The organism is Nocardiopsis sp. LDBS1602 (assembly GCF_035818715.1).
Classification (GTDB): domain Bacteria; phylum Actinomycetota; class Actinomycetes; order Streptosporangiales; family Streptosporangiaceae; genus Nocardiopsis; species Nocardiopsis alba.
Map to the genome: position 1 here is coordinate 165,944 of NZ_JAYLVW010000007.1, position 23,146 is coordinate 189,089.

General features: G+C 70.3%; 21 protein-coding genes. 7 read left to right on the plus strand and 14 right to left on the minus strand.

Going from position 1 to position 23,146, the window contains the following annotated elements; translation table 11 throughout:
* Positions 1 to 243 precede the first annotated feature (243 nt).
* The 11 genes from U9J66_RS20220 to U9J66_RS20270 all read right to left on the minus strand — a co-directional run bounded on the left by U9J66_RS20220 (position 244) and on the right by U9J66_RS20270 (position 9,708).
* On the minus strand, positions 244 to 1,821 hold the full coding sequence (locus tag U9J66_RS20220; protein ID WP_014909503.1) for a polyamine aminopropyltransferase: 1,578 nt from the start codon (positions 1,819 to 1,821) through the stop codon (positions 244 to 246).
* 201 nt (positions 1,822 to 2,022) lie between these two features.
* A complete protein-coding gene (locus U9J66_RS20225; protein WP_014908387.1) occupies positions 2,023 to 2,451 on the minus strand; it encodes a DUF350 domain-containing protein in 429 nt (142 codons plus the stop codon).
* Between the two features lie 82 nt (positions 2,452 to 2,533).
* A complete protein-coding gene (locus U9J66_RS20230; RefSeq protein ID WP_014912741.1) occupies positions 2,534 to 2,932 on the minus strand; it encodes a hypothetical protein in 399 nt (132 codons plus the stop codon).
* A gap of 11 nt (positions 2,933 to 2,943) precedes the next feature.
* Positions 2,944 to 3,450, minus strand: a complete 507-nt coding sequence (locus tag U9J66_RS20235; RefSeq protein WP_014912824.1) for a DUF2617 family protein — start codon at positions 3,448 to 3,450, stop codon at positions 2,944 to 2,946.
* Positions 3,451 to 3,456: 6 nt separating this feature from the next.
* Entirely contained in the window at positions 3,457 to 4,056 is a 600-nt protein-coding gene (locus U9J66_RS20240) for a DUF4178 domain-containing protein (RefSeq protein WP_014913547.1), read from the minus strand.
* A 310-nt stretch (positions 4,057 to 4,366) separates the two neighbouring features.
* Positions 4,367 to 5,221 (minus strand): sulfurtransferase, encoded by an 855-nt coding sequence (locus tag U9J66_RS20245; protein ID WP_042282075.1) that lies wholly within the window; start codon positions 5,219 to 5,221, stop codon positions 4,367 to 4,369.
* Between the two features lie 27 nt (positions 5,222 to 5,248).
* Positions 5,249 to 5,698, minus strand: coding sequence for a hypothetical protein (locus U9J66_RS20250; protein ID WP_014912735.1), 450 nt, complete (start codon positions 5,696 to 5,698; stop codon positions 5,249 to 5,251).
* Entirely contained in the window at positions 5,691 to 6,053 is a 363-nt protein-coding gene (locus tag U9J66_RS20255; RefSeq protein WP_161111221.1) for a hypothetical protein, read from the minus strand. Before U9J66_RS20255 ends, U9J66_RS20250 begins: the two co-directional genes overlap by 8 nt.
* 238 nt (positions 6,054 to 6,291) lie before the next feature.
* On the minus strand, positions 6,292 to 6,858 hold the full coding sequence (locus tag U9J66_RS20260; RefSeq protein WP_042282073.1) for a hypothetical protein: 567 nt from the start codon (positions 6,856 to 6,858) through the stop codon (positions 6,292 to 6,294).
* A 199-nt stretch (positions 6,859 to 7,057) separates the two neighbouring features.
* On the minus strand, positions 7,058 to 7,792 hold the full coding sequence (locus U9J66_RS20265) for a DUF4352 domain-containing protein (RefSeq protein ID WP_326338391.1): 735 nt from the start codon (positions 7,790 to 7,792) through the stop codon (positions 7,058 to 7,060).
* A 182-nt stretch (positions 7,793 to 7,974) separates the two neighbouring features.
* A complete protein-coding gene (locus U9J66_RS20270; RefSeq protein WP_326338392.1) occupies positions 7,975 to 9,708 on the minus strand; it encodes an N-acetylmuramoyl-L-alanine amidase in 1,734 nt (577 codons plus the stop codon).
* A 242-nt stretch (positions 9,709 to 9,950) separates the two neighbouring features.
* Here U9J66_RS20270 and U9J66_RS20275 point away from each other — a divergent pair, with 242 nt between their 5' ends.
* Positions 9,951 to 11,465 (plus strand): NAD(P)H-hydrate dehydratase, encoded by a 1,515-nt coding sequence (locus U9J66_RS20275; RefSeq protein ID WP_326338393.1) that lies wholly within the window; start codon positions 9,951 to 9,953, stop codon positions 11,463 to 11,465.
* Between the two features lie 22 nt (positions 11,466 to 11,487).
* On the opposite strand, the gene U9J66_RS20280 is transcribed toward U9J66_RS20275, so the two are convergent.
* Both U9J66_RS20280 and U9J66_RS20285 read right to left on the minus strand, forming a co-directional pair.
* Positions 11,488 to 11,976 (minus strand): NUDIX hydrolase, encoded by a 489-nt coding sequence (locus U9J66_RS20280; protein WP_014913175.1) that lies wholly within the window; start codon positions 11,974 to 11,976, stop codon positions 11,488 to 11,490.
* Positions 11,973 to 12,629, minus strand: a complete 657-nt coding sequence (locus U9J66_RS20285) for a TetR/AcrR family transcriptional regulator (protein ID WP_041561848.1) — start codon at positions 12,627 to 12,629, stop codon at positions 11,973 to 11,975. Before U9J66_RS20285 ends, U9J66_RS20280 begins: the two co-directional genes overlap by 4 nt.
* Before the next feature lie 91 nt (positions 12,630 to 12,720).
* Here U9J66_RS20285 and U9J66_RS20290 point away from each other — a divergent pair, with 91 nt between their 5' ends.
* From U9J66_RS20290 to U9J66_RS20300, 3 genes are all read left to right on the plus strand, one after another.
* Entirely contained in the window at positions 12,721 to 13,731 is a 1,011-nt protein-coding gene (locus U9J66_RS20290) for a hypothetical protein (protein WP_326338394.1), read from the plus strand.
* Positions 13,728 to 15,080, plus strand: a complete 1,353-nt coding sequence (locus U9J66_RS20295; RefSeq protein ID WP_326338395.1) for an isoprenylcysteine carboxylmethyltransferase family protein — start codon at positions 13,728 to 13,730, stop codon at positions 15,078 to 15,080. Before U9J66_RS20290 ends, U9J66_RS20295 begins: the two co-directional genes overlap by 4 nt.
* A 151-nt stretch (positions 15,081 to 15,231) precedes the next feature.
* Positions 15,232 to 17,409, plus strand: a complete 2,178-nt coding sequence (locus U9J66_RS20300; protein WP_326338397.1) for a PrsW family intramembrane metalloprotease — start codon at positions 15,232 to 15,234, stop codon at positions 17,407 to 17,409.
* Here the strand turns inward: U9J66_RS20300 and U9J66_RS20305 are convergent.
* Positions 17,399 to 19,777 carry a molybdopterin-dependent oxidoreductase gene (locus U9J66_RS20305; protein WP_326338398.1) on the minus strand — a complete coding sequence of 793 codons (2,379 nt, stop codon included), beginning with the start codon at positions 19,775 to 19,777 and terminating at the stop codon, positions 17,399 to 17,401. The two genes, U9J66_RS20300 and U9J66_RS20305, sit on opposite strands and share 11 nt — an antisense overlap.
* Before the next feature lie 139 nt (positions 19,778 to 19,916).
* Between U9J66_RS20305 and U9J66_RS20310 the strand changes: the two genes are divergently transcribed.
* From U9J66_RS20310 to U9J66_RS20320, 3 genes are all read left to right on the plus strand, one after another.
* On the plus strand, positions 19,917 to 20,864 hold the full coding sequence (locus U9J66_RS20310) for an HpcH/HpaI aldolase/citrate lyase family protein (RefSeq protein WP_026125312.1): 948 nt from the start codon (positions 19,917 to 19,919) through the stop codon (positions 20,862 to 20,864).
* A gap of 77 nt (positions 20,865 to 20,941) precedes the next feature.
* Positions 20,942 to 21,637 (plus strand): response regulator transcription factor, encoded by a 696-nt coding sequence (locus U9J66_RS20315; RefSeq protein WP_017536218.1) that lies wholly within the window; start codon positions 20,942 to 20,944, stop codon positions 21,635 to 21,637.
* Positions 21,638 to 21,642: 5 nt separating this feature from the next.
* Complete coding sequence (locus U9J66_RS20320; RefSeq protein ID WP_017536217.1) at positions 21,643 to 23,133, plus strand: sensor histidine kinase; 1,491 nt, start codon at positions 21,643 to 21,645, stop codon at positions 23,131 to 23,133.
* The last annotated feature ends 13 nt before the right edge of the window (positions 23,134 to 23,146 follow it).

A 23,146-nucleotide genomic window follows, 5' to 3' on the forward strand; every position in this document is an offset into this window, starting at 1 on the left:
CCAAGCGGGACGAGGAGGGCGGCGTGGCGCCGGGCCGTCCTCGGCGGGGGACCGCAGGATGGTCCTGGAGCGAGAGGGAGCCCTCCCGAGACGGCCCGGCCCCCTTCCGCGGCCGTCACCCCTCCCCGGAACACCGCGTGGCCGCCCACCGGCCCGAGATCGTCAGGTCGCGCGGTGCCTCATCACGATCGGCGCCCGTACCTCCTCGGTACGGGCGCCGATCCGTCGTTCGGGAGATCGAGGTCAGTAGCCCCGCCAGGCCTGCCGGTCCTGGTGGTAGCCGATGACCCGGGGATGCATCAGAGTGGACTCCTCCACGTCGCCCTCACGGCGGTCGGCCGGGAACACCTGAGAGGCCGCCAGTAGCGGCTCGTCCAGGAAACGCAGGTCGGGGACGTCCTCTGCCAGACGAAGTTCGGGGGCCTGCCCGAGGGTGCTCAGATAGAAGCCCCAGTTGCCGAAGGTGGGGACGTCCACGTTGTAGGGGGTGCTCCCGAACCCGGCCTCCTCCAGGGAGCGCCCCACGCTCCAGTAGGCGTCGGGGGCGAAGAACGGCGATCCGGCCTGGACGACCAAGCGGCTGTCGCCCTCCATCGCCTGCGCGATGAGGGAGTAGAACTCCACCGTGTACAGCTTCGAGGTGCCCACGTCGGTGCCGTCGGGCAGGTCGGCGATGACCACGTCGTAACGGTCGGTGTTGTCGCGCAGCCATTGGAAGGCGTCGGTGTTGATCACCTCCACGCGCGGATCCTCGAAGGAGTCGTCGTTCAGCTCGCGGATCACCGGATCGGTGCTCGCCAGTTCGATCACGGCCGGGTCCAGGTCGACCAGGGTCGCCTTCTCGACGTCCTCGTAACGCAGGATCTCGCGCAGGGCCAGTCCGTCACCGCCGCCCAACACGAGCACGTTCTCGTGCGCGCCCGCCATCGCCGGGTGGATGAGCGACTCGTGGTACCGGTACTCGTCCAGCGTGGAGAACTGTAGGTCGCCGTTGAGGAACATGCGCGTGTCCACACCGTCCAACGACTGGGTGACCACGATCTCCTGGTACTCGCTCCGATCCGCGTAGACGATCGGGTCCCGGTACATGGCCTGTCGGGCGTCCACCTCGAAGCGTTCGGCGTAGTAGTACGCCAGGCTCAAGACCGTCACGATGGCGACGAGCCCTAGGGCCAGCCCCACGTAGGCGACCCGGGTGAGCTCGGAACGGAAGAGCCACAACACGATCGCCACACCGACCACCGCGTTCAGCACACCCACCATGAGGGCGCCCTTGGGCAGCCCCAACAGCGGGAGCAACAGGAACGGGAAGGCCAGACCACCGATGAGTCCGCCCACGTAGTCGGCGGCGAACAGGTCCGCCACCGCCTCGGAGGCCTCCTGTTTGCGGATGCGCTGGATCAGGGTCATCAGCAGCGGGATCTCGATACCGATCAGCGTGCCGATGATGAACGCCAACAACACCAGCGTGGGCTGGTAGGCCGACGCGGACAACCAGGCGAAGGACCCGTACAACAGGAGGATCGACAGGCCGCCGACCAGCGAGAGCAGCCCCTCGACCACCGCGAACGACAATGCCGGGCGACTCTGGTAGCGCTTGGACAACAGCGAACCCACACCCATGGCGAACACCATCACCGACAGCACCACGGAGGCCTGGGTGATGGTGTCGCCGAGCAGGTAACTGCCGATGGCGACGAGCGCCAACTCGTACACCAGTCCGCAGGCGGCACAGATGAACACCGCGAGCAGTACGAAGAACCGGGCCGCGCGCGGCGGCACCGGAAGTCTCGTTCTCGCTGGGGCCGGGGTCTCGGTCACGGTACTGCTTTCTCGAGAAGGGACACGGGTACGGGGGCCGAGGTTCCTGTCATGACCTCGACCCCCGAGCGTCGATCAGGGCCCTGCCGTGGACGTTCTTCGAGGGGCACCGGTGGTGGGCGTCGGGAGGGCGCGGTGCCGTGGGCGCCCGTCGTGAACGGGTGACGGGTGTGCGGAGCGCGGGATCGGAGCGAACACGGATCAGGAGATGGCGGCGGCCACCACCAGGGCGATGGAGACGTGCGCGGTCGCGTTGACCCACGTCGCCGGGTGCCACTCGGCGGAGGAGATGATGTGGCTCACCTTGGCCGGCGTGAGCAGGTCGATCAGCAGGAAGGACAGCGCCATCACGACCAGGCCGATGAGCCCGAAGACGGCCGCCGAGATCAGCCCCGGCACCAGTCCGAGCTCGGAGTAGCTGGACAGGATCGCCGAGACGACCACGATCGCCGATCCGAAGGTGTTGGCGGAGACCAGCAGGATGGCGTTCCTGTTCCGGTCCTCCCAGATCAACGTGTGGAGTTTGCCGGGTGTCAGCAGGTCGGTGATCAGGTAGCCGAGCAGCATGATGATCGTGCCGACCACGCCGTAACCCAGGGCGTAGAGGGAACTGGTGAGAATCTCGTCCATGGCCTTGTCCGTGTCGGGGGTGCAGGCGTCGGGGGGACGCGCAGGTCCCCCCGACACGGAAGACTACTGGCCTGATCTCGGGTTATTTACCGAAGCCGGAGCCGCCACCGCGGGTGTCGCTGCCGCTTCCTCCGCTGTTGGAGTTGTTGCCGCCCCCGCCTCCGCCGCCGAAGAAGAAGAAACCTCCTCCTCCGCCGCCACTGCTTCCACTACCGCTGCGCCCGTTGCAGTCATCGGTCGGCGAGGCGCTCGGGCTCGGACTGTTGCGCAGGTCGGACGTGGTGTTCTGGCCGCTCGCTCCGGTGGTGCCGGTCGCGCTGGTCGTGGCCCTGTCACTGGGCCGTTCGCTCGGCTGACAGTCGGCGCTGTCGCCGCCCCCGCCGGAACAGGCGGAGAGCATGATCAGCAGGGCCGCGGCCCCGCCGACCGCGGCGAACTTCTGTCTCGGGGTGCGGGCCCCGTGGATCCGGGTCTTGGCCATGTCGGCCTCCTTCAGGGGGTCAGGGTCGTGGTCGTCGTCACCAGTTCGCCGCTCTGCGGATAGGCGTGCCAGGTACGCCAGCGCAGGGACGCCCCGCTGCCGGTGGTCAGGTGCAGCGCGGTGATCGCGAGGGGATCACCGGGGAAGGCGACGAGGAGCCCACCGGGGGAGTCGGCGGTCCCGGCATGGACCTCCTCCACCCGATGGGCCAGTTCCGCGCGAGACAGAGACTCGACGACCGAGGCGAAGCGATAGTCGCCCACCCCAGGCAGGGGGTGCTCGGCGTTGTCGGGCAGCCGGCCGGGGAACCCCGGCAGACAGGCGACGGTCTCCACCAGAGTCCCCTCGTCCGACCCGAGGAGGACCTGGTGCGAGGCCCCGAGCACCCGGAGTTCGACCCTGGACCCCGCCACCTCGACGACGCGGGTGGCCAGGGGGTCGATCAACGGATGCTCCAGGGACCAGATCAGGTCATCGGCCTTGGTGTCGATGAAGGGGGCGCTGATGCTCGCGCGCATGGGGGATCAGCTCCCGGGGAAGATCGTGAAGGTTCCGGCCGCGATCTTGGTCCCGGTGCTGACCTCCCAGTTGCCGTGGTCGAAGCGCTCGAAGGAGAGCAGCTTCCCGTCGTCGGACTCGTAGTCCGCGTAGTCCATGCCGCCCTGGGCCTTGAGACCGGTGGTGCCCTCGGAGCGGTAGGAGCCGGAACCCTTCTCCTCCAGCTTGTAGGTGACACCTTCGAGCTCGATGCTCTTGCCCTGGGGGACCATGGTCAGGTCGGGGCGTCCCGTCCACAGGGCCAGCTCGATGTCGGGGTCCTCCTCGACCGAGATCCAGCGCTTGCCGCCCTCGACCTCCAGGAAGTGCTCGGACCAGACATAGCCGCCCTCGGACAGACGCAGGGTGCCCCGGACCCAGGTGCGTTCGGTACCCCAGTCGATCATGTCGCCCGCCTTGAGAGCCCTCGGGTCACCGGCGGTGTCGGTGGTGGAGGAGGCGGCGAAGGGGTCCTGCGGCGGCGGGGGAGGGGTGTCCTGCTTCTGCGAGCGCGAGCGCTGCGTGTAGATCAGGACTCCGATCACGATTCCGACGATGAGAATCAGTAGGAGTAGGAGTTCGATCACCAGAGTTCCTCGTTTCGCGGAGAAGCACGTCTTTTGTTCCCGGGGCGGGTGACCCTACTGCCCGCTTTGACGCGAAGACAGGGGTTCTGGTTCCAGAAGAGGCCGGAACAGGCCAGGAGATGAACCCGAGGGGGAACTTTTCGTGTGGCCCATCGGTTGTTTATCGGTTCATTCTGTCAATATCGACGGTTTCGTCGGACCTCCGACCCCCCGTTCCCCCCTGAAAGGAGGGAGGTGGGAACGCGGACGGGGCCCGCGCGGCGAGCGCGGACCCCGAGACGAAGGGCCGTCGTGAGCGGATAAGCCCAGGTCAGGCCTGAGGATCGCCGGTCTCCAGGGGAAGCTCCTCGTCCCCGCCCCAACGACTCCACGATCCCGGATAGAGACGGACGTCGGTGAACCCGGCGTGTTCCAAGGCCAGAAGGTCGTGACAGGCCGTGACGCCGGAGCCGCAGTAGGCGACCACGGTGCGCGCGGAGTCGGCGCCCAGGGAGACGAAACGTTCACGCAGGGTCTCGGGGGAGGCCAACAGGCCCTCGGCGTCGAGATTGGCGGGCCACTCGGCGCTACGGGCCCCGGGGATGTGTCCGGCCCGGGCGTCCACGGGGGCCGGTTCCGCGCCGGTGAAACGACCGTACACCCGGGCGTCCAACAACAGACGTTCCGAGGAGCCGAGGTCCTCGCGCAGGGTCTCGGTGTCGACGAGACGGTCGGCGGGCCAGGGGACGGTGGAACGGTGGACGGGATCCACGGAGACGTCCCCCTCCTCCCATTCCCCGGTCCAGGTCTGGAGGCCGCCGTCGAGGAAGGCGGCGGGCGTGCCCAGGGTGCGCAGCATCCACACCAGACGGGCGGCCACGGAGCCACCGGCGTCGTCGTAGACCACTACGGAGGAGTCGTCGCCGATCCCCAGGCGCCCCAGGGTTCGGGCGAAGTCGGCCGGATCGGGCAGGGGGTGCCGTCCCTCCTCAGGAGAGGCGGGCGCGGCGAGATCGGTGTCCACGTCGATGTGCACGGCTCCGGGGATGTGCCCCGCGAGATAGGCCTCCCGGCCCGAACGGCCGTCGAGGTACCAGCGGGAATCGACGAGGACGACCTCGTCACGGTGCTCGCGGAGCCGGTCGGCCGAAACGGCCACGGGCAGGGTCAGCGTCTGATCGGACATGGCCGACAGCTTAGTGAGGAGGGCGCGCTACGTGGTCGAGAACGAACCCTGGTCCCGGTCGGCCCGATGCACCTTGAGGATCCACCACAGCCCCAGGATCGGCAGCACCAACGGGATGAACATGTAGCCGCTTCCGAAGTGCGACCAGACCGTGTCCTCGGGGAAGACGCCGCTGGTGAGCTCGCTCAGGGCGCCCACCACGAGGACGCCCGCCATCTCCACGGAGACCGACACCAGCGCCACCCGACGCGAGGTGCGGCCCGCGCGCGCCAGGCCGATCGCGGCGATCAGGTACACGATCCCGGCGAACACGGACAGCCCGTACGCCAGCGGGGCCTCCTCGAAACGGGTGGCCAGCTGGTAGCTCCCACGCGCCGTCGCGGCCAGGGCGAACACCGCGTAGACGGCGACCAACAGCCGCCCCGGGCCGGTGCGCAGGGTGCGGTCGGGGCGTTCGGTGACGTCTGCGTCAGACAACGGGACTCCACAGCTGCTCGATCCGGACCAGGAGGACGGGAAGGATGAAGCAGGTGAAGGCGATGACCGCGGGCCCCCACTTGCTGCGCTCCATGAACCCCCACACGGCACAGGCCGGAGGCAGGAGGGCGATGGTCGCCAGATAGGACACGACCATGACCATCTCGTCGGGTCGGTCCCCGCCGATCATGGCCGCGATCAGCACGCCGACCTGGGCCAGGACCAGGAGCCACAGGACCCCCATGCCGACCAGATGGGGGACCAGCATCGGCTGGTCGCGGAAGGTCGAGACGAGGCACCACACGGCCATCGCCAACGACACCATCTGAATGGTCATGGTCAGCCAGTCGACCACGCCGCCTCCGCTCGGGTCCTTCGTGGCGTCCGCCCATGTCGGCGGAGCCCGCACAAACTACGACAGACTGTAGTACAGCTCGACCAGTGCTCTGGAACGACTCGGAAGGCCGATCTGACCTGCTGTTACGTAGAGAACACGGGCGGAGACCCGGAGGGGGTATCGAGCGCGAAGCGCTCCCGGTCGGAGGCTCCGGCGGCACGTTCGCGCCGCCGGAGCCCTCGACCCGGGGTCCGGCCTACACGTCGCCGACGAAGTAGACGGTCGGACGCATCCAGTCGGTCTCCGTCTCGTCGCCGACGCTCACCTCGACCTGGAGGTAGCTTTCCTCGGACGGAAGCTCACATCCGAAGTCGGCGGTCGCGCTCCGGTCCGCCATGACCGTGCCGGTGAACCCGTCGCCCAGCCCCTGATCGGTGTCGTGGATCGTCTCGCCGGTCCGGCCCTCCTCGCCGTACTGGCACTGGAGGTAGAACATCGTCAGATCGACGGCGCCGCCGGTGCCGTTCTGGATCTGGATGGTGAACCTCGCGTGCTCCATGTTCTCGGGGTAGGCCCATTCGCCACTGACACCTCGCTCGACGCCGGAGAGCTCGATGACCAGACCGTCGTCGAATTCGTAGGTCCCGCCGAGGTCCACCTCCACCTCGGAGGGCGAGTCCTCCGCCTCGTCGGCGGGCTCCGCCTCCGTGTCGGCCTCGGCGATGTTCGCGGTACGGTCCTCGGCCGGAGTCCCACCGGTACCGCACGCGGACGCGGCGAGGAGAGCCAGGAGGGCGGCGCTGGGAAGGGCGAGTCTCTGCATGGTGTTGCTCCGTCTCTCGTTCTCAGGGGGCGGCGGAGCGGGTGCCGCGGGGGGATGCCGACTGATGAGCGGGTCGAGCGGCTGTGCGCAGAGCGTAGCCCGTGGCGGAGGGCCGGAAGGGCGGTTTACCGGCCTCATGGCCACTCCTGGACACGAAAGGGCCCCGGCGGCACGCGCTCGCCGGGGCCCGGGAGAAGGATCAATCGACCTCGACCCTGACGGGCTCACGGGTCCCGAAGAACCCGCCCAACTCCACCTCGACGATGTCGACGTCGGCGCCGCTCACCGAGATCTGCCCCTCGACGCTCCCACCCGGAGGCAGGGAACCGACACTGAAGTGGTCGATGTCGGCGAAGAGGGCCTCGCCCCAATCGTTCGCGGAGGTGCCGTCGGCGAGGATCGCCTGGAAGTAGATCGGGTTGATGTCGATGCTCTCGTCGCCGTTGTTCTCCACGGTGACGTCGACGACGGTGAACACCGCGTCGTCGATGGAGTTCTCGACGTTGCCCGCGAGCGAGGCGGTCATGACGATGTCGTCCTCCTCGGAGGCAGCCTCCGTCTCCTCGGTCACGGGGTCGGTCTCCTCGGGCTCTTCGGGCTCCGGGGCGGCCGAGGACGTCTCGGGCCGTGGCGAGGAAGAGTCCTCGGTCACCAGAGTGGCCACGAGGCCTCCGATCAGCAAGAGGACCAGCAGAACGACCGCGGCGGCGCAACCGATGCCGACCTTCGCCCCGGTGGACATGCCGGCCTTCGGGGGAGGCGGCTGCTGCCCGTAGGGCGGAGGGGTGCCGTACGGCGGCCCCTGACCATAGGGGTCGGGCCCCTGGCCATAGGGCGACTGGGGGCCGTAGGGCGGCTGAGAACCGTGGGGCGGCTGTCCACCGTAGGGGGGTTCGTGGCCGTGTGGGCCCTGGGGGTCGCCGGGGTGGGCCATGGTGCTGTCCGTCTCTCGGTAGCGGGGGGAGGGGGAGGCCGAGGAACCGACTCACACGGCCGATGACAGAGCGTATCCGGTGATGTGGGAGGTTCGTGTGCTTCATGCCCGCTATGGCCGGTCCCGGACATGGGGAAGGCCCCGGGCGAAGGGGTGGATCGTCCGAGGCCTCGACGTTCGGTTCAACGGGGCCAGTAGAAGACGTCGGTGGTGGCCGAGGTGACCTGGGCGTCCGATTCGCCGAACTGGGCGATCCGGAAGCGCACGCGCCGCCCCTTGGCCAGGTTCCCCTTCCAGGAGTAGGTGAAGTGGGCCATGCCGCCCTGGTGGACGGGGCTGTTCTGCGGACGGTTGCGGGCGATCTTCCAGCCGCCGTCACCGTCGGGCTCGTACTCGGTCGCGCGGATCTGCACCTCGGCCCCGGGGGTGACCCCTTCGAGGACCACCCCGACGGACACGTCGTAGTAGGCGCCCTCCTTCTCCTCGACACCCACCACGGCGTAGAACTCGCCGGTCTCGCCGTCGTGCCGGCTGTCGAAGGCCAGGCTCGCCCACTTGCCCGGCTCCAGGGTCTGGGACCCGCTCTTCTCGAAGCGGCGGTGCTGCGGCATGTCGTCGTCTCCTTCGGAGTCGTCGGGGGCTTTGGCGAAGGTGCCGTCCTGGACCATCCGGTAGGCCTTGTCACCGGGGCAGGAGGTGGAGATGAAGTCGCGGTGCCCCAGCACGGTGCCCGCGATGGAGGTGTCGGGCTCCATCAGCCACTCGCGCAGCACACGGACCGCGTTGATCTGCTCGGGGGTGATGGGGTCGCTCGGTCCGGTGGCCAGCGTGCAGGAGTAGTGACTGGAGTTCCCGCCGGGCTGGGCGGCCTGAGTGCGGTACAGCCCGCGCCCCTCGATCACGTATCCGTGCGGACACGCCATGAACGAGTTCCCGGTGAAGTAGACCGTCCCCTCGCGCCGGGCCAGCCAGGTCCCGTCCGGGGTGGTCGGACACCAGATCCGCCCCTCATAGGTCTCCCTGCCGATGGTGAGGGCGTCGGGTGCGAGGGCCGTGTGGTCGGGATCGGTCAGGGTCAGACGGTAGCCGGAAGAGGTCCGGCGCACCACGCTCGCACGGCCGATCAGTACCGCTGACAGCCGGAAGGCCTCCGCGGACGCCAGGGAGGGCAGGGTCGCCGTGCCGGGGCCGTCGGGGGAGACGTCACACGCGGTCCGCAGGAACAGGGCGTGTTGTGATGCGGTGAGGGAGGAGACGAAGGCGAAGGTGGGGACCCCTCCTGGGGCCTGTTCGGAGAACTCCCACCGCTCCTCCGGTCGGTGTTCCGGGGCCTCGGGAAGCCCGGAGCAGGAACGAGCGACCGATTCGACGAGGTCGTCGTCCCACTTGGGCTCGGTGGGCAGTGAGGAACAGGGAGAGGCGAGGAGGAGACGATCCCTCCCGTTCAAGGTGCCACTGGTGGCCCAGGCCCGCTCGGCCCCGGCCCCCTCTGCGTGGCGTTCGACGGGCCAGCGGTGTTGGGCGGTGGTCAGGGAGGAGTGATCCCTGCCCTCCATCCGGATCAGTTCCCGTGGCATGGCGGGGAAGACGTTCACCGCCTGGAGCGGCTGCCATCGGGACATGCCCGTCTCATGGTCGAGGGTGAGGACGAGGTCGCCCTCGCGGATGTCGTGGAAGGTCTTCCACCCGTCCTCGGTGAGGATCTCGGTGCTCTCATCGACGCAGTAGCCGATGTCGGCCCAGCCGCGGGAGGGGCCGGTATGGAAGTTGCGGGTGTTGCGCCAGTAGGTCAGGCAGGCGGAGTGGTCCTTACCGGCCAGTCCCTGGTCGGTGCTGTCGTAGTGGATGACGAGACCGGAGCGGGGGTCGGCTCGGGACGCAGGGGAGGAACCCCACCCCAGATCGGACCTGGACACGTATTTCTTCGGTCGAGGCATACCTCCATTGTTCCCAACCGCGCCTTCTCTACGTAGTGATTCCATAACAATGGGCGATATGTCTTTAAGGTCGTTTCTTGGTTATGGGTCGAAGGTCCTATTCGGATGAACGGTGCGACCGGACTCCCGGCTCCGGCGGCACCATCGGTGTGGCGATGCGGGCGCGTCGCGAATCGGATGGGCGACGATGGAACGTCAGACCCCGCCCCTCGGAGGAGACCGTGCTCTCAGCCCATCACGTCGACGTCGTCCGGGAAGCCGAACGGACCCTCATGGCCCGTCTGCCCGAGGGCGCGCTCATGCGCCGCGCCGCCACGGGACTCGCGCTCCACTGCTCTCGCGCGCTGCCCCGGGTGTACGGCTCTCGGATCACTCTGCTGGTGGGGAGCGGGGACAACGGCGGGGACGCCCTGTACGCGGGGGCGGACCTGGCGGCCAGGGGCGCCTGTGTGCGGGTGGTGTCCGCGGGTTCTCGGATCCACGGGGGTGGTCGTGACGCCCTGCTGTCCGCGGGCGGCCGGATTCTGAAGGAGAACGCGGCCTCGTCGGAGGAGGTGCGTTCGGCCCTGTCGGGCGCCGACCTGATCGTCGACGGGCTGGTCGGTATCGGAGGCCACGGTGGCCTGCGTGAACCCCATGCCTCTCTCGCGGCCCTGGCGGAGGCCTCGCCGGCGTTCGTGATCGCGGTCGACCTGCCCAGCGGGGTGGACGCCGATACGGGAGAGGTGGAGGGCGCCGCCGTCCGGGCGGACGCCACCGTCACCTTCGGCACGTACAAGCCCGGCCTGTTCGTCGACCCGGGGGCCGAGCGGGCGGGACGCGTCCACTTCGTCGACATCGGGCTCGCTCCGGAGCTTCCCGAGGCGGCCCTGCTCCGTCCACAGGCTGTGGACATCGCCCGAATGCTGCCGTCCCCATCGGTCGAGGACGACAAGTACCGCCGAGGCGTGCTCGCCGTCCGCGCCGGCTCCGACCGCTATCCGGGCGCGGCGGTCCTGTGCGTGGGCGGCGCCCTGCGCACCGGGGTGGGGATGGTCCGCTTCGGGGCGGGGGAGAACGCGCTGGCCCGGGTGGTCGCCCGTTGGCCCGAGACGGTCGGCCTGCCCCTGGACCCGCTGGACCACACGGATCTGGGGCCGGGGCGGGTGGCGGCGGTCGTGGTCGGGCCGGGGAGGGGGACGCGTCCCTCCGACGCCGACGAGCTCCGGGCCCTTTTGGAGAGCGACCGTCCGGTACTGCTCGACGCGGACGCGCTCAACCTGTTGGCGAACGACGGGCGTCTCACCGCACTGGTGCGGGAGCGCGAGGCGGATACGCTGCTCACCCCGCACGCGGGAGAGCTGTCCCGACTGTTGTCGGACGTCGATCGTTCCGCGATCGAGGCGCGCCGTCTGGAGCACGCGGTCGAGGCGGCGTCCCTGTACCGGGCGACCGTGCTGCTGAAGGGGTCGACGACGGTGATCGCCCACCCGGGCGCCCCGTCGTTCGTCTCCCCGACGGGGACGCCGTTGTTGGCGACGGCCGGTTCGGGCGACGTGCTCTCGGGTGCGGCGGGGGCGCTCCTGGCCTCCGGACTGTCGGCCCGCGAGGCGGCCCTGTGCGCGGCCTACGTGCACGGACGCGCGGCGACGCTGGCGCACGACGGTGGGCCGATCAGTGCTTCGGATCTGTTGGAGGGGATCCCCCTCGCGCTTCGGGAGGTGCGTGCCGCCGGACGGCGTTCGCGACGGGGGTGAACGCCGTCGTCCGGATCGCTCCCTAGAGCCCGAGCCTCGCGGCGGCGTCCAGACCGCGTTGGACGATGTCGGTGATGAAGTAGTCGTCGGGCTCGCGGGCCTCGCGCAGGAGGGGGACACGGGAGTCGTCGACCCACATGAACTCGGTGTGCTTGCCCGCCTCCAGGGTCGGTCGTTCCAGGTCCCCCTCGACCCGGACCAGGTAGTCGACCTCGCGTCGGGTGACGCCGTCGCCCGGGTCCCAGTCGATCCGGTACAGCTCCTGGAGCACCTCGGTCAGGTGCCAGCCGGTCTCCTCGGTGATCTCCCGGGTGAGGGCTTCGAGCATGCTCTCCCCCTCTTCGACGTGGCCGCCGACGATGTCCCAGCAGTGGGGGAAGATCTTGCGGGTCCCCGAGCGGCGTTGGGCGAAGGCCCGCCCTCGCCCGTCGATGATCACGGCGGCGACCACCCGGCGTTCGCCGTCGTCGGTGGAGGGGAACTCGATCCCCTCGGCGACGTGCACGTTCATTCGGTCTCCTTCTCCTTGGTCCTGCCGCCGCGTCGGGGCAGGCGCATCGTCAGCAGGCGGGCTCGGGGCGCCAGTCTTCCGGCCAGGTCGAAGACGGCCTCGGTCCGGGAGGCGTCCTCGTCGAGGACGGAGAACAGGTTGACCCCCAGGTAGAAGGTGAGCGCGCCGTAGGCGACCTCTCGGGCCGGCAGGAGGCCGCCGAGGGGGGATCCGCCCACCACACGCTCCCACTCGTCGGCGATGAAGTCGATCCAGGGTTCCGATCGCCGTCGGATCTCCTCGCGGAGTTCGGGCTTGGTGACGGCGGCGGCCACGAGCTCGGAGAACTCGGTGATGTATCCGCGTTCCAGGTCGGTCCGGTAGATGCGGGTGGCGACCTCCACGAGTTCTTCGAGGGTGCGCGCTCGGGAGGCCTCCTCCCGGTACATCGTCATCCGTTCGGCGCTGGAGCGGTCCAGGGCGGCCAGGAGCAGCTGGTCGACCCCGCCGAAGTGATAGAAGACCAGCGCCGAGTTGGCCTCCGCCCGGGTGGCGATGGCCCGTGCCGAGGCTCCGGCGTACCCCTCTTCTCTCAGGACCTCGCCCGCCGCCGTGAGCAGGCGTTCCCTGGTCTCCTCGCTGTTCTTGCGTCCGCCACCGCCGCCTCTGGCCATGACCCTCCCCTTCACTCGACCTTCATCATACGGTTTAATCAAGTGATTAAATCGTTTGATTCAATCAGTCGGTCAAGTGTGAGGAGTCCTCATGGCGCACGTTCCCGACCCCCTTCCCGAGCACCCCGCCCCCGATCCCGGGACGGGCCGTGGAGCCTCGAAGGCCCGTTGGACCCTGTGCGGACTGTTGGTCCTGGTCGCCTTCCCCGCCCTGCTGTTCCTGCGGATCGCCGGATACGGAGGGCTGGACCAGACCGCGCTGTTCTACGTCGGGCTGCCCGTCGTCATCGCGCTGTCCGTGGTGCTGCTCGCCCGCCCCAAGAGCGCCGTCGGGGTGGCGGTGGCCGTCACCACCGTCCTCCTCCTGCTCTCCGGTCCGCTCCTCGGCGAAGGCCTGGTCTGCCTGGTCATCTCGGCGCCGCTGATCTACGGGGTGGTCGCGCTGGTGACCTGGATGTGCGTCTCCCTGTCCGGTCGGGACCCGTACGGCCCGCACTCCTTCATCGCCGTGCCGGTCCTGTTCGCGCTCACCCTGGAAGGGGTCGGAGGTCTCTCCCTGCTGCCCCGGGAGAACGTCGGGGCGGGGGAGGTCCTGGTCGAGGCGGCGCCGGAGCGGGTCGCCGCCGCGTTGGCCGCTCCGCCCGAGTACGAGCGGCCCGAGGCCGCGTTCCTGCGGGTCGTCCCCTTCCCGGAGCCGGTCGAGGCGGTCGGAGAGGGACTGGCCGTGGGGGACACCCGCCTCGTCCACTTCACCCCGCGCCGCTCCCTGGCCATCGGCGCCGAACCGACCCCGCGCTCCCTGGAACTGGAGATCGTGGAGAGCGAGGTGGCGACCGACGGTGGTCGTGTGGTCTTCGACGTCGTCGACGACACCGTCCTCGCCCGATGGATGGACCTGCGCCGGGCCACCGCGACCTGGACGCGCGAGGGCGACCGGACCCGGCTCGCCTGGGAGTTCGACTACGTCCGCACCTACGACCCGTCCTGGTACTTCGGCCCGGTGCAGGGGTACACGACCGACCTGGCCGCCGCCTACCTCGCCGAGACCTTCGCCACCGAGGCGGAACGATCCACCGGCGCCGAGGGGGTGGGTCGGCCGTGATCGCCGTCCCGTCACCCGAGGTCCCCGCCCTGATCGTCCGGGGTCTGGGGCTGTTCCTGCCGGTGGCCGCGGTGGCGGCGCTGTGCCTGTGGCGGGCTCCGGGGCGGCGTGAGATCGCGTCGATGATCGTGGCCTCCGGATGGGCACTGTGCACACTCGTCCCGTTGAACCTGTACGCGGTGCGCGTGGGCTGGTGGTCCTTCCACGTCGAGGGCGCCTCCTGGCAGGGGATCCCCGTGGACCTGCTGGGGGCCTGGGCGCTGTTGTGGGGCGCGCTGCCCGCTCTGGCGCTACGGCTGCTGCCGATCCCCCTCGTCACCGTGCTCCTGGTCTGGGTGGACATGGTCCTGATGCCGCTCGCCGAACCCGTGGTGGTCCTGGGCGCGTGGTGGGTGCTCGGTGAGGTCGTGGGCGTGGCGGTGTGCCTGATCCCCGCGCTGACGCTGGCGTTCTGGACCCGTCGAGGGCTCCTGCCCGGGGTCAGGGGCGGTGTCCAGGCCCTGCTGTTCCTCGTCCTCATGGTGGTTCTGCCGGTGTATCTCCTGGCCACGGCGCCGCCGGGGATCATGGCGCTTCTTCCCGGGCCCGACGGCCTCTCCCCGCCGGAGTACCCCGGCGCCCTTTCGGTCCTCGTCCAACTCCTCGCCCTGGCCTGTCTTCCCGGGGTGGTCGCGGCCCGTGAGTTCGCGGTGGTGGGCGGCGGTACCCCGTTGCCCTACGATCCGCCCGCGCGGCTGGTCACCAGTGGCCCCTACGCCTACGTGCGCAACCCGATGCAGCTCTCCATGGCCCTGCTCTACCTGGTGGCGGGCGTGTTCCTGCATCCGGTCCTGTTCGTGGGGACGGCCGCCTCCCTGATCTATGGGGCGGGGTTCGCCTCCTGGGACGAGGGCGGACGTATGCGCGAGCGCTTCGGCTCCGACTGGGAGGTCTATCGGTCCGGGGTGCGTTCCTGGATCCCGCGCCTACGGCCGTGGGAGGGGCGGGCCGAGGGCGTTCTGTACGTCGCGATGGACTGCGGTATGTGCCGGGGAGTGGGGAGCATGGTGGCCTCGCGCCGTCCCACGGCGTTGCGGTTGCGCCCGGCCGCCGAACATCCCGAGGTGCTGTACCGGCTCACGTACGAGAACGCCGCCGGCGACCGTTGGAGCGGTCTGGCGGCCTTGGCCAGGGCGATGGAGCATCTGCACCTGGGGTGGGCGATGGTCGGCTGGACCATCTCGCTTCCGGGTGTGCGCTGGACGCTCCAACTGTGCGCGGACGCCTTCGGGGCGGGTCCACGTCCTTCGAGACGGGAGTCGCCGACCCTGGCCGAAGCGGAGCGGGAACGGGAGGATGTCGATACCTGACATTCATCCACGAACGGTGAAAAAGCCCCTGAGGCGCATGTTCCGGCGGAGGCCTTCGCCGTTATGCTCGTTCGGGGCCGCACCGGCCCGGCGGGATCGCCGGACGGGGACGGCCCCGACGTGATCCCGCCCCCCCGGCACGAGGAAGTCCATGGAAGAACAGGCGATGCTCGCGCGCGACCTCGTGCTGCGCGTCTGTGCCGGCCCCACCGAGTTCGACCCCTCCTGGGTGCGGGCCGGGGGCAAGGTCACGACCCCCTTCTCGGTGCCCCGGGACCGGGGGCTGGTCCAGGGGATCGTCGACGCCGGCCGGGCGATGGGCGTCGAACGGCTCCTGGTCTGTCGGACCCGGGCGGAGTTCTCCTACGACCCCGTCACCGAGGTCCCCCTCGACACCGACACCCTCATCGACCTCATCCGGGGCTGGGGGACCGGCCCCACCGATTTCCTGGTCTGCGTCGAGGACTTCTCCGCCGCCGTCCTGATCGCCGCGAACGAACTCACCGTGGCCGCAGGTCCGGCCGACTTCGTCCGTGAGATCGTCGGTTCGGACATCCCCGGGGTACGCGTCGAGTTCGCGGCCAAGGCCCGACGGACCAAACGCCCCGAACTCCTCGCCGCCGCCCAGCAGTACCACTGCGTCGAACCCGGGGCACGGCACTCGCGCAACCGGGGTCCGGGGCCGGACCTGCACGAACGTCTGACCCGCCGGGCCCAACGGGCCAGGGAGCGCTCCCCGGGGGCCGTCCGCTCCCTGAGGGCACTGCGCGGCACCTGGGGCTGGCTCATGGTCGTGGTGCTGTTGGTGGCGCCGCTGACCGTCCCCGAACTGGGGCCCGCCCTGCCCGCGCTGGCCCTCACCTTCGTGCTGCTGTTCCAGCTGGCCTTCCTGGCGCGGTCTCGGACCGTCTCCTTCGCGACCCTGCTCAGAGTGGTCGCGCTGGGCGCGCTCCTGGTCTGGCCGGTCGCCCTGGCCGAGGCCTCGATCACCGCCCTCATGGGGCTGGACCGCTACCACGTGCTCGGCTACACCTACGTGGCCGTCACCCTGGAGGAACTGGCCAAACTGGCGCCGCTGTCGATCCTCCTCCTGGTGGCCCGCCACCGGGTGCGTCGGCTGGCCGCCGTGGACTTCCTCCTGCTGGCCGCGGCGTCCGGTGCCGGCTTCCAGCTCGCCGAACGGCTGTTCACCGAGATCCAGGCACCCACCCTGGGCTCCGAGAGCCTGTTCCTGCCCGGAGGCAGCACGATCCACGACACCGAGGGCGCCGTCCTCGCCGTCTTCTCCGGGCACGCCGTGGTCACCGGGTTGATCGGTGCCGCCCTCGGACTGGCCATCGTCGGACGCAGGTACGGCGGAGGGCTGTGGGCCCTGCCGGTGGTGGCCTCGGCCCTGGTCTACCTGGAACATCTCCACTTCAACGCGCTGCTGGCCGCCGGCGCCCTGGACCCGGTCTCCACCTTCCTGCACCGGATGATGGGCGGCGGGGCCCTCACACCGTGGCTGTTGCTGCTGGCCCTGATCTGCGCGGTCGTCATGGACCATCGTCTGATCGCCTCGGCCGCGGAGAGCACACCGCCGCTGCCGGGCAGGGCCCCGCTCGCCCGGATGCGGCGTCGCGCGCACGGGCGTTCGGTGTCCACACGGGTGCGGGTGCCCGCCGACATCGCCCCGCTGTTCCGGCGTCTGGCGTTGTTCTGGGGGGACCTGCCGGTCACCCTGGCCACCACGCTGACCGCCATCGCGCACGAGGGCGCCACCGTGCTCCGGGCCGCCCGACGAGGCCCCACCGCGCTCTGCGACACGCTGCGTTTCCTGCGACAGCGTCGTGCCGACGCCATGGGCGAGGCGCGTTCACAGGGGCGGAGCCGACGCCGTCACCCCACGGGGGAGGAGCTCGATACCCGGGCTCGCGACCTCTCCCTGAGGCTGGGGTTGGCCGGCACCGCCACCGGGGCGGTCATCGTGGCGGCGACGCTCCTGCTCGCCCTGCCCGGCGCCGTCCTGTTCTGGTCGGGGACGACGGTCGAACCCGCCGGTCCCGCCTACGCGGTGGTGGCGGCGGACCACTTCCAGAACTGGCTGGCCCGCGCCGGTACCGCCGGAACGGTCTGGACGGTCCTGGTCGGGGTCGCGCTGCTCGGCCTGCTCACCGTGGGCAACGGCGTGCCGCACGCCCATCCCCGGATGGGCGAGTTCCTCCGCGCGCCCACGGCCAACACGGGGGCGATCCTCGGCATGCTCGCCCCCGGACAGGTCGGTTACGCGTTGCTGGGTCTGGTCGGGGTGCTGCTGCCCCGCGGGGTGGATCGACTGCTCACCCGTTGAGCCCCTCCCGCTCCGGGGCGGGAGCCTCGGCGATCCCCAGCGGGGGACGGAAGACCCGCACCTCGGGAGGGGTGCCCTCGTACGGCTCCACCCGCACCCGCACCAGCTGGCCCGTGCACCCCTGACCGAGCGAGGAGGTGCCCTCGTCCACGGTCAAGACGTTGGGGTTGCCGTGCGCACAGGTCACGTCGGTCCCGGACGGGTCGTACCAGGAACCCGTGGAGAGCTGGACGATCCCCGGTCGCAGGGCGTCGTCGACCACCACACCGGCCAGACAGGAACCGCTCGGCCCGCACACCCGCGCGACATCCCCGTCGGACACACCCGCCTCCTCGGCGTCCTCGGGGCACATGCGCAACGGCGCGCGCCCCGCGACCTTGTGGGCGACGCTGTGGGCGCCCATGTCCTGCTGGCCGTGGAAGCGTTCCTTCGGTTGGTTGGCGATCAGTACCAGGGGGAGTTCCTCCGCCGCGGCCTCGTCACCCTCATCGTGGCCGGTCACCGCGGGCCCGGGGAGCCACACCGGGTGTCCCGGGCAGTCCTCGTAGCCGAACGAGGCGATCGTCTCCGAATAGAGCTCGATCCGGCCGCTGGGAGTGCGCAGCGGCCGCCCTTCCGGGTCGGCGCGGAAATCGCCCAGAAGGGCCTCGTCCTCGACCCGGCCGGGGATCTCGATCCGCCCGCGCGCCCAGAACCCATCGAAGTCGGGGACGTGGAGGTCACGGCGGGCCAACATCGAACGCCACCGTTCATAGGCCAGACGCAGCCACTCGCCGGAGGTCCGCCCCTCGGTGAACCGGCCCCGGACCCCGAGCCGTTCGGCCAGGTCGGCGTAGGTGTCGTACTCGTCACGGGCCCGCCCGTGCGGCGATACCGCGCGGGGCATCGCCCGCAGGGTCAGGTCTCCCTGGCTCGCGGCCATGTCATCGCGTTCCAGCGCCGTGGTCGCGGGGATCACGATGTCGGCGTGCCTGGCCGTGGCGGTCCAATGCGTCTCGTGCACCACCACCGTCTCCGGACGGCCGAACGCCCTGGTCAACCGGGCCAGGTCCTGGTGGTGATGGAAGGGGTTTCCGCCCGCCCAGTACACCAGACGGATGTCGGGGAAACGGCGGCGCTCCCCGTCGTAGTCGTAGGACAGGCCCGGGCCCAGCAACATGTCGGAGATCTTGGCGACCGGAATGAACGAGTCGACCGGGTTGTCCCCCTGAGGCATGCGCGGCAGCCCCACCGGGGTGGCGCCACCGCCGTAGTTGCCCATGGAACCGTAGCCGGAGGCGAACCCGCCTCCGGGCAGGCCCACCTGTCCCAGACAGCAGGCCAGGGCCAACCCCGCCCACAGAGGCTGCTCGCCGTAGCGGGCCCGCTGAAGCGACCAGCCCACGTTCACGAGGGTGCGCCGCTCCGCCATCCGCCGGGCCAGGGAGCGCAGCTCGGCCGCGGGGACCCCGCTCACCGACTCCGCCCATTCGGGAGAACGTTCCACCCCGCCAGGGGCGCCTCGCTCGTCCCGTTCCCCCATCACGTAGGCGCGCAACCGGTCGGCGCCCACCGTGTACCGGTCGAGGAACCCGATGTCGGCCAGCCCCTCGTCGAACAACACGTGGATCAGCGCCAACAGCACGGCGGTGTCGGTCCCGGGACGTGTCCGGATCCAGGAGCACTTCAGGTCCTCGGGGGTGTCGTCGCTCAGCGGAGAGACGGACACGAACTCCACACCGGCCTCGGCGGCGGCGCGCATGGCCGGGCCCGCCGTCTGGAGGGCCCGCCCCCCGGAGGCGATCCACGTGTTGGACAGGCGCAGACCGCCGAAGCTCACCAGCAGTTCGGTGTGCTCCCCGATCCGTTCCCAGGAAGGGGCCCGGTGCAGCAGGTGATTGGCGCCCCGGGTGCCGATCAGTCTCGGGAACAGCACCTCCAGCGCGCCATGGCTGTAGGTGGTGCGCGAACGCGTGTACCCGCCGATGCTGTTGAGGAACCGGTGGAGCTGGCTCTGGGCGTGATGGATCCGACCCGCGCTGCCCCAGCCGTAGGAGCCACCGTAGATCGCCTCGTTGCCGTGGGAGGTGCGCACACGGTCCAGCTCGGCGGCGAGCAGGTCCAGGGCTGTGGACCACTCCACCTCCACGTACACGTCGTCGGGGTCGCCGCGACGCGGATCCGGCCCGGGGCCGTGCTCCAACCAGCGACGACGCACGGCCGGCCGGGCCACACGGGTGCGGTGGTGCTGGGCCGCGGGGGTGTTGGCCATCACCGGGGACGGCGCCGTGTCCTCCGGGTTCGGACGGACCCCCACCACACGGTCGCCCTCGACCTCCACCTGGAAGGCGCCCCAATGGGTGCTGGTCGGGTGGAACGTCGCGGACATGTGCACTCCCCGTATGGTCCTCGGTCCCGCGTGCCCCGGGCCCGGGGCACACTCTACGCACCGCACGGTGCGATGATGATCGGCGCGGGCCCGATCCGGGACCGGAGATCGCGCACAGTGGACGGAGCGGGGACACACCATGACGGAACCGAGGTCGAGGCGGTCGGTGCTCGCCGTACCGGGATCCAACCCCCGGTTCGTCGAGAAGGCCCGGGGACTGGACGTCGACGCCTTCTTCCTGGACCTGGAGGACGCGGTCGCCCCATCGGAGAAGGAGGCCGCCCGCGCCGGCGTCGTCAGAGCGCTCGAGGACGGGGGATGGGACGGCAAGGTCCGTTCCGTGCGGGTCAACGACATCACCACCGAGTGGGCCTACCGCGATGTCATCACCGTGGTCGAGAACGCCGGAGCCCACCTGGACACCCTGATCCTGCCCAAGGTGACCGCCGCCCGCGACGTGCACTGGCTCGACACCCTGCTCACCCAGATCGAGCGCGCCGTCGACCTGCCCGTCGGCCGGATCGGCATCGAGGCGCAGATCGAGGACGCCCGAGGCCTCACCGCGGTCGAGGAGATCGCCGCCGCCTCCCCGCGTATGGAGACCCTCGTCTACGGGCCCGCCGACTTCATGGCCTCGATCAACATGAAGAGCCTGGTCGTGGGCGAACAGCCGCCCGGCTACGACACCGGCGACGCCTACCACCACGTCCTCATGCGCATCCTCGTGGCCGCCCGAGCCCACGGACTCCAGGCCATCGACGGCCCCTACCTCCAGATCCGCGACGTCGACGCCTTCCGGAGGGCCGCCGGTCGCACCGCCGCGCTCGGCTTCGACGGCAAGTGGGTCCTGCACCCGCTCCAGGTCGAGGCGGCCGGTGAGATCTTCGCGCCCTCCCAGGAGGACTACGACCACGCCGAACTCATCCTCGACGCCTACGCGCACGCCACCACCGTGGACCGTCGGGGCGCCGTCATGCTGGGGGAGGAGATGCTCGACGAGGCCTCTCGGAAGATGGCCCTGGTGATCGCCGGCAAGGGGCGGGCCGCCGGGCTCCGCCGCACCCGTACCTTCGACCCCGGTACGTGAGCCGGACCTCACGGGGCACACGCCGTTCCCAAGCCGCTCTTACCGCTCTCTCACCAAGGTGGGAGAGCATGGGGGCCATGGAAAGCACCGCCACCGTTCTGATCGCCGACGACGATCGGGCCATCAGGGAGTCCCTGGAACGCGCTCTCCAACTGGAGGGGTACACGGTGCGCACGGTCGCGGACGGTGTCCAGGCCCTGGCCGCCGTCCACGCCGAACCCGTGGACCTCCTCGTCCTGGACGTCATGATGCCCGGGGTCGACGGCCTCGGCGTGGCCAGGGTCCTGCGCGCCGAGCACGATCGCACCCCCATCCTGATGTTGACGGCCAGGGTGGAGACCCCCGACCGGGTGGCGGGGCTGGACGCCGGTGCCGACGACTACCTGGCCAAACCCTTCGAACTCGACGAGCTCCTCGCCCGCCTGAGGGCCCTGCTGCGTCGGGCCGCCCCCATCACCGAGGACCTCGACGGAGAGGCGCCGCTGCGGGTGGGCGAACTGCGGCTGGACGCTCGGGCGCGCCGCGTCTGGCGCGGCGAACGCGAGGTGGAGCTGTCCAAGACCGAGTTCGACCTGCTCGAACTGCTCATGCGCAACGCCGGGATCGTCCTGGACCACGCCACCATCTACGACCGGATCTGGGGCTACGACTTCGGCCCCGAGTCCAAGAACCTGGCGGTCTACATCAGCTACCTGAGGCGCAAGCTGGAGGACGGTGGTCCCCCCCTGATCCAGACGGTGCGGGGCGTCGGGTACACGCTCCGCCAGGGGTGAGCCGGGTGGCCGCCCCGCGCGAGACCTCCGGAGACCACGGCCGACGTGTCCTGTTCGCCCCGGGCGACTGGCGGTTGGGCACCCGCTTCGCCGTCCTGTTCGCGGCGGTCGCGGTCGTCACCATCGCCCTGGTCGGGACGCTCGCCTACAGCACGGCCGCCGCGCTCATCCGGGCCGACGCCGAGAACGAGTTCGACTCCGCCGTGCGGAACCTGTCGCGCCAGCTCGTCATCTCGGCCCAGGACAGCCAGGACGTGCAGGAGAACCGGTTCGCCTTCCTGGCCCCCGGCAGCCTGGACGCCCAGGTGCTCGGCCCGGACGGCAGCTGGGCGCGTCTGCTCGCCAACCGGCACGAACTGTCCTCCTTCCACCCCACCACGGAGGACCTGGAGGTCGCCCGCACCGACGAGCCCGGGGTGGTGCGGACCCGGGAACAGCAGGTCCACGACCAGGAGTACCGGGTGGGCACCGTCTCCCTGGGGGACGGCCGGGGCGCCATCCAACTCCTGCAACGCCTCTCGCCGGTCGAGCAGATGATCGGCAGACTGGCCACCCAGATCCTGTGGGTGGGGCTGTTCGTCGCCCTGTGCGCCGCCTCCGTCGGTTGGCTGGTCGGCCACCGCATCACCGGCCGCCTGGTGCGTCTCACCGACGCCGCCGAGTACGTGAGCTCCACCGGCCGTCTGGACCCGGTCACCACCGAACGGAACGGGGGGAACGGAGGGAACGGCACCCCCGAGGAACCCGGCCACGACGAGGTCGGCAGGCTCACCAGCGCCTTCAACGCCATGCTCGCCCGACTGGCCCGGTCCAAGGACGAACAGCGTCGCCTCGTCCAGGACGCGGCCCACGAACTGCGCACACCGCTCACCAGCCTGCGGACCAACGTCCAGGTCCTGGGCCGGGTGGACCGACTCTCGCCCGACGGTCGCCAGAGACTCATCGACGACCTCCAGGGAGAGACCCGGGAACTCACCGACCTGGTCAACGAACTGGTCGGGCTGGCCACCGGCAACCATGAGGACGAGGCGCGCAGCCCCGTCGCGCTCGCCGACGTCGCCACTCGGGTCGCCACCCGTACCCGACGACGCACCGGCCGCGAGATCCTGGTCGACGCCGACGACAGCGTCGTGTGGGGACGCCCCGGGGCGTTGGAACGGGCCATCGCCAACCCGCTGGAGAACTCGGCCAAGTTCGACGAGGCCGGGGCCGCGCCGATCGAGATCCGGGTACGTCAGGGCGTGGTCGAGGTGCTCGACAGGGGGCCCGGAGTGGACCCCGCCGAGATCGACCACCTCTTCGAACGCTTCTTCCGGGCGACCGTCGCCCGAGGCCTGCCCGGTTCGGGTCTGGGGCTCTCCATGGTCCGGGAGATCGCCCACGATCACGGAGGGCGGGTCTTCGCGCGCAACCGCGAGGGCGGCGGTACCGTGATCGGCTTCCAACTGCCCCTGTACCGGCCGCCCCAGGACGAGGGGCCGACCGAACAGGGCTAGGAGGCCACCGGGC

Excerpts from the sequence above, each read along its gene's own strand:
- U9J66_RS20230 (WP_014912741.1), bottom strand. The coding sequence starts at position 2,932 with ATGGCCAAGACCCGGATCCACGGGGCCCGCACCCCGAGACAGAAGTTC.
- U9J66_RS20245 (WP_042282075.1), bottom strand. The coding sequence starts at position 5,221 with ATGTCCGATCAGACGCTGACCCTGCCCGTGGCCGTTTCGGCCGACCGG.
- U9J66_RS20265 (WP_326338391.1), bottom strand. The coding sequence starts at position 7,792 with ATGGCCCACCCCGGCGACCCCCAGGGCCCACACGGCCACGAACCCCCC.
- U9J66_RS20225 (WP_014908387.1), bottom strand. The coding sequence starts at position 2,451 with ATGGACGAGATTCTCACCAGTTCCCTCTACGCCCTGGGTTACGGCGTG.
- U9J66_RS20290 (WP_326338394.1), top strand. The coding sequence starts at position 12,721 with ATGGCGCACGTTCCCGACCCCCTTCCCGAGCACCCCGCCCCCGATCCC.
- U9J66_RS20305 (WP_326338398.1), bottom strand. The coding sequence starts at position 19,777 with ATGTCCGCGACGTTCCACCCGACCAGCACCCATTGGGGCGCCTTCCAG.
- U9J66_RS20300 (WP_326338397.1), top strand. The coding sequence starts at position 15,232 with ATGGAAGAACAGGCGATGCTCGCGCGCGACCTCGTGCTGCGCGTCTGT.
- U9J66_RS20235 (WP_014912824.1), bottom strand. The coding sequence starts at position 3,450 with ATGCGCGCGAGCATCAGCGCCCCCTTCATCGACACCAAGGCCGATGAC.
- U9J66_RS20310 (WP_026125312.1), top strand. The coding sequence starts at position 19,917 with ATGACGGAACCGAGGTCGAGGCGGTCGGTGCTCGCCGTACCGGGATCC.
- U9J66_RS20280 (WP_014913175.1), bottom strand. The coding sequence starts at position 11,976 with ATGAACGTGCACGTCGCCGAGGGGATCGAGTTCCCCTCCACCGACGAC.
- U9J66_RS20285 (WP_041561848.1), bottom strand. The coding sequence starts at position 12,629 with ATGGCCAGAGGCGGCGGTGGCGGACGCAAGAACAGCGAGGAGACCAGG.
- U9J66_RS20315 (WP_017536218.1), top strand. The coding sequence starts at position 20,942 with ATGGAAAGCACCGCCACCGTTCTGATCGCCGACGACGATCGGGCCATC.
- U9J66_RS20260 (WP_042282073.1), bottom strand. The coding sequence starts at position 6,858 with ATGCAGAGACTCGCCCTTCCCAGCGCCGCCCTCCTGGCTCTCCTCGCC.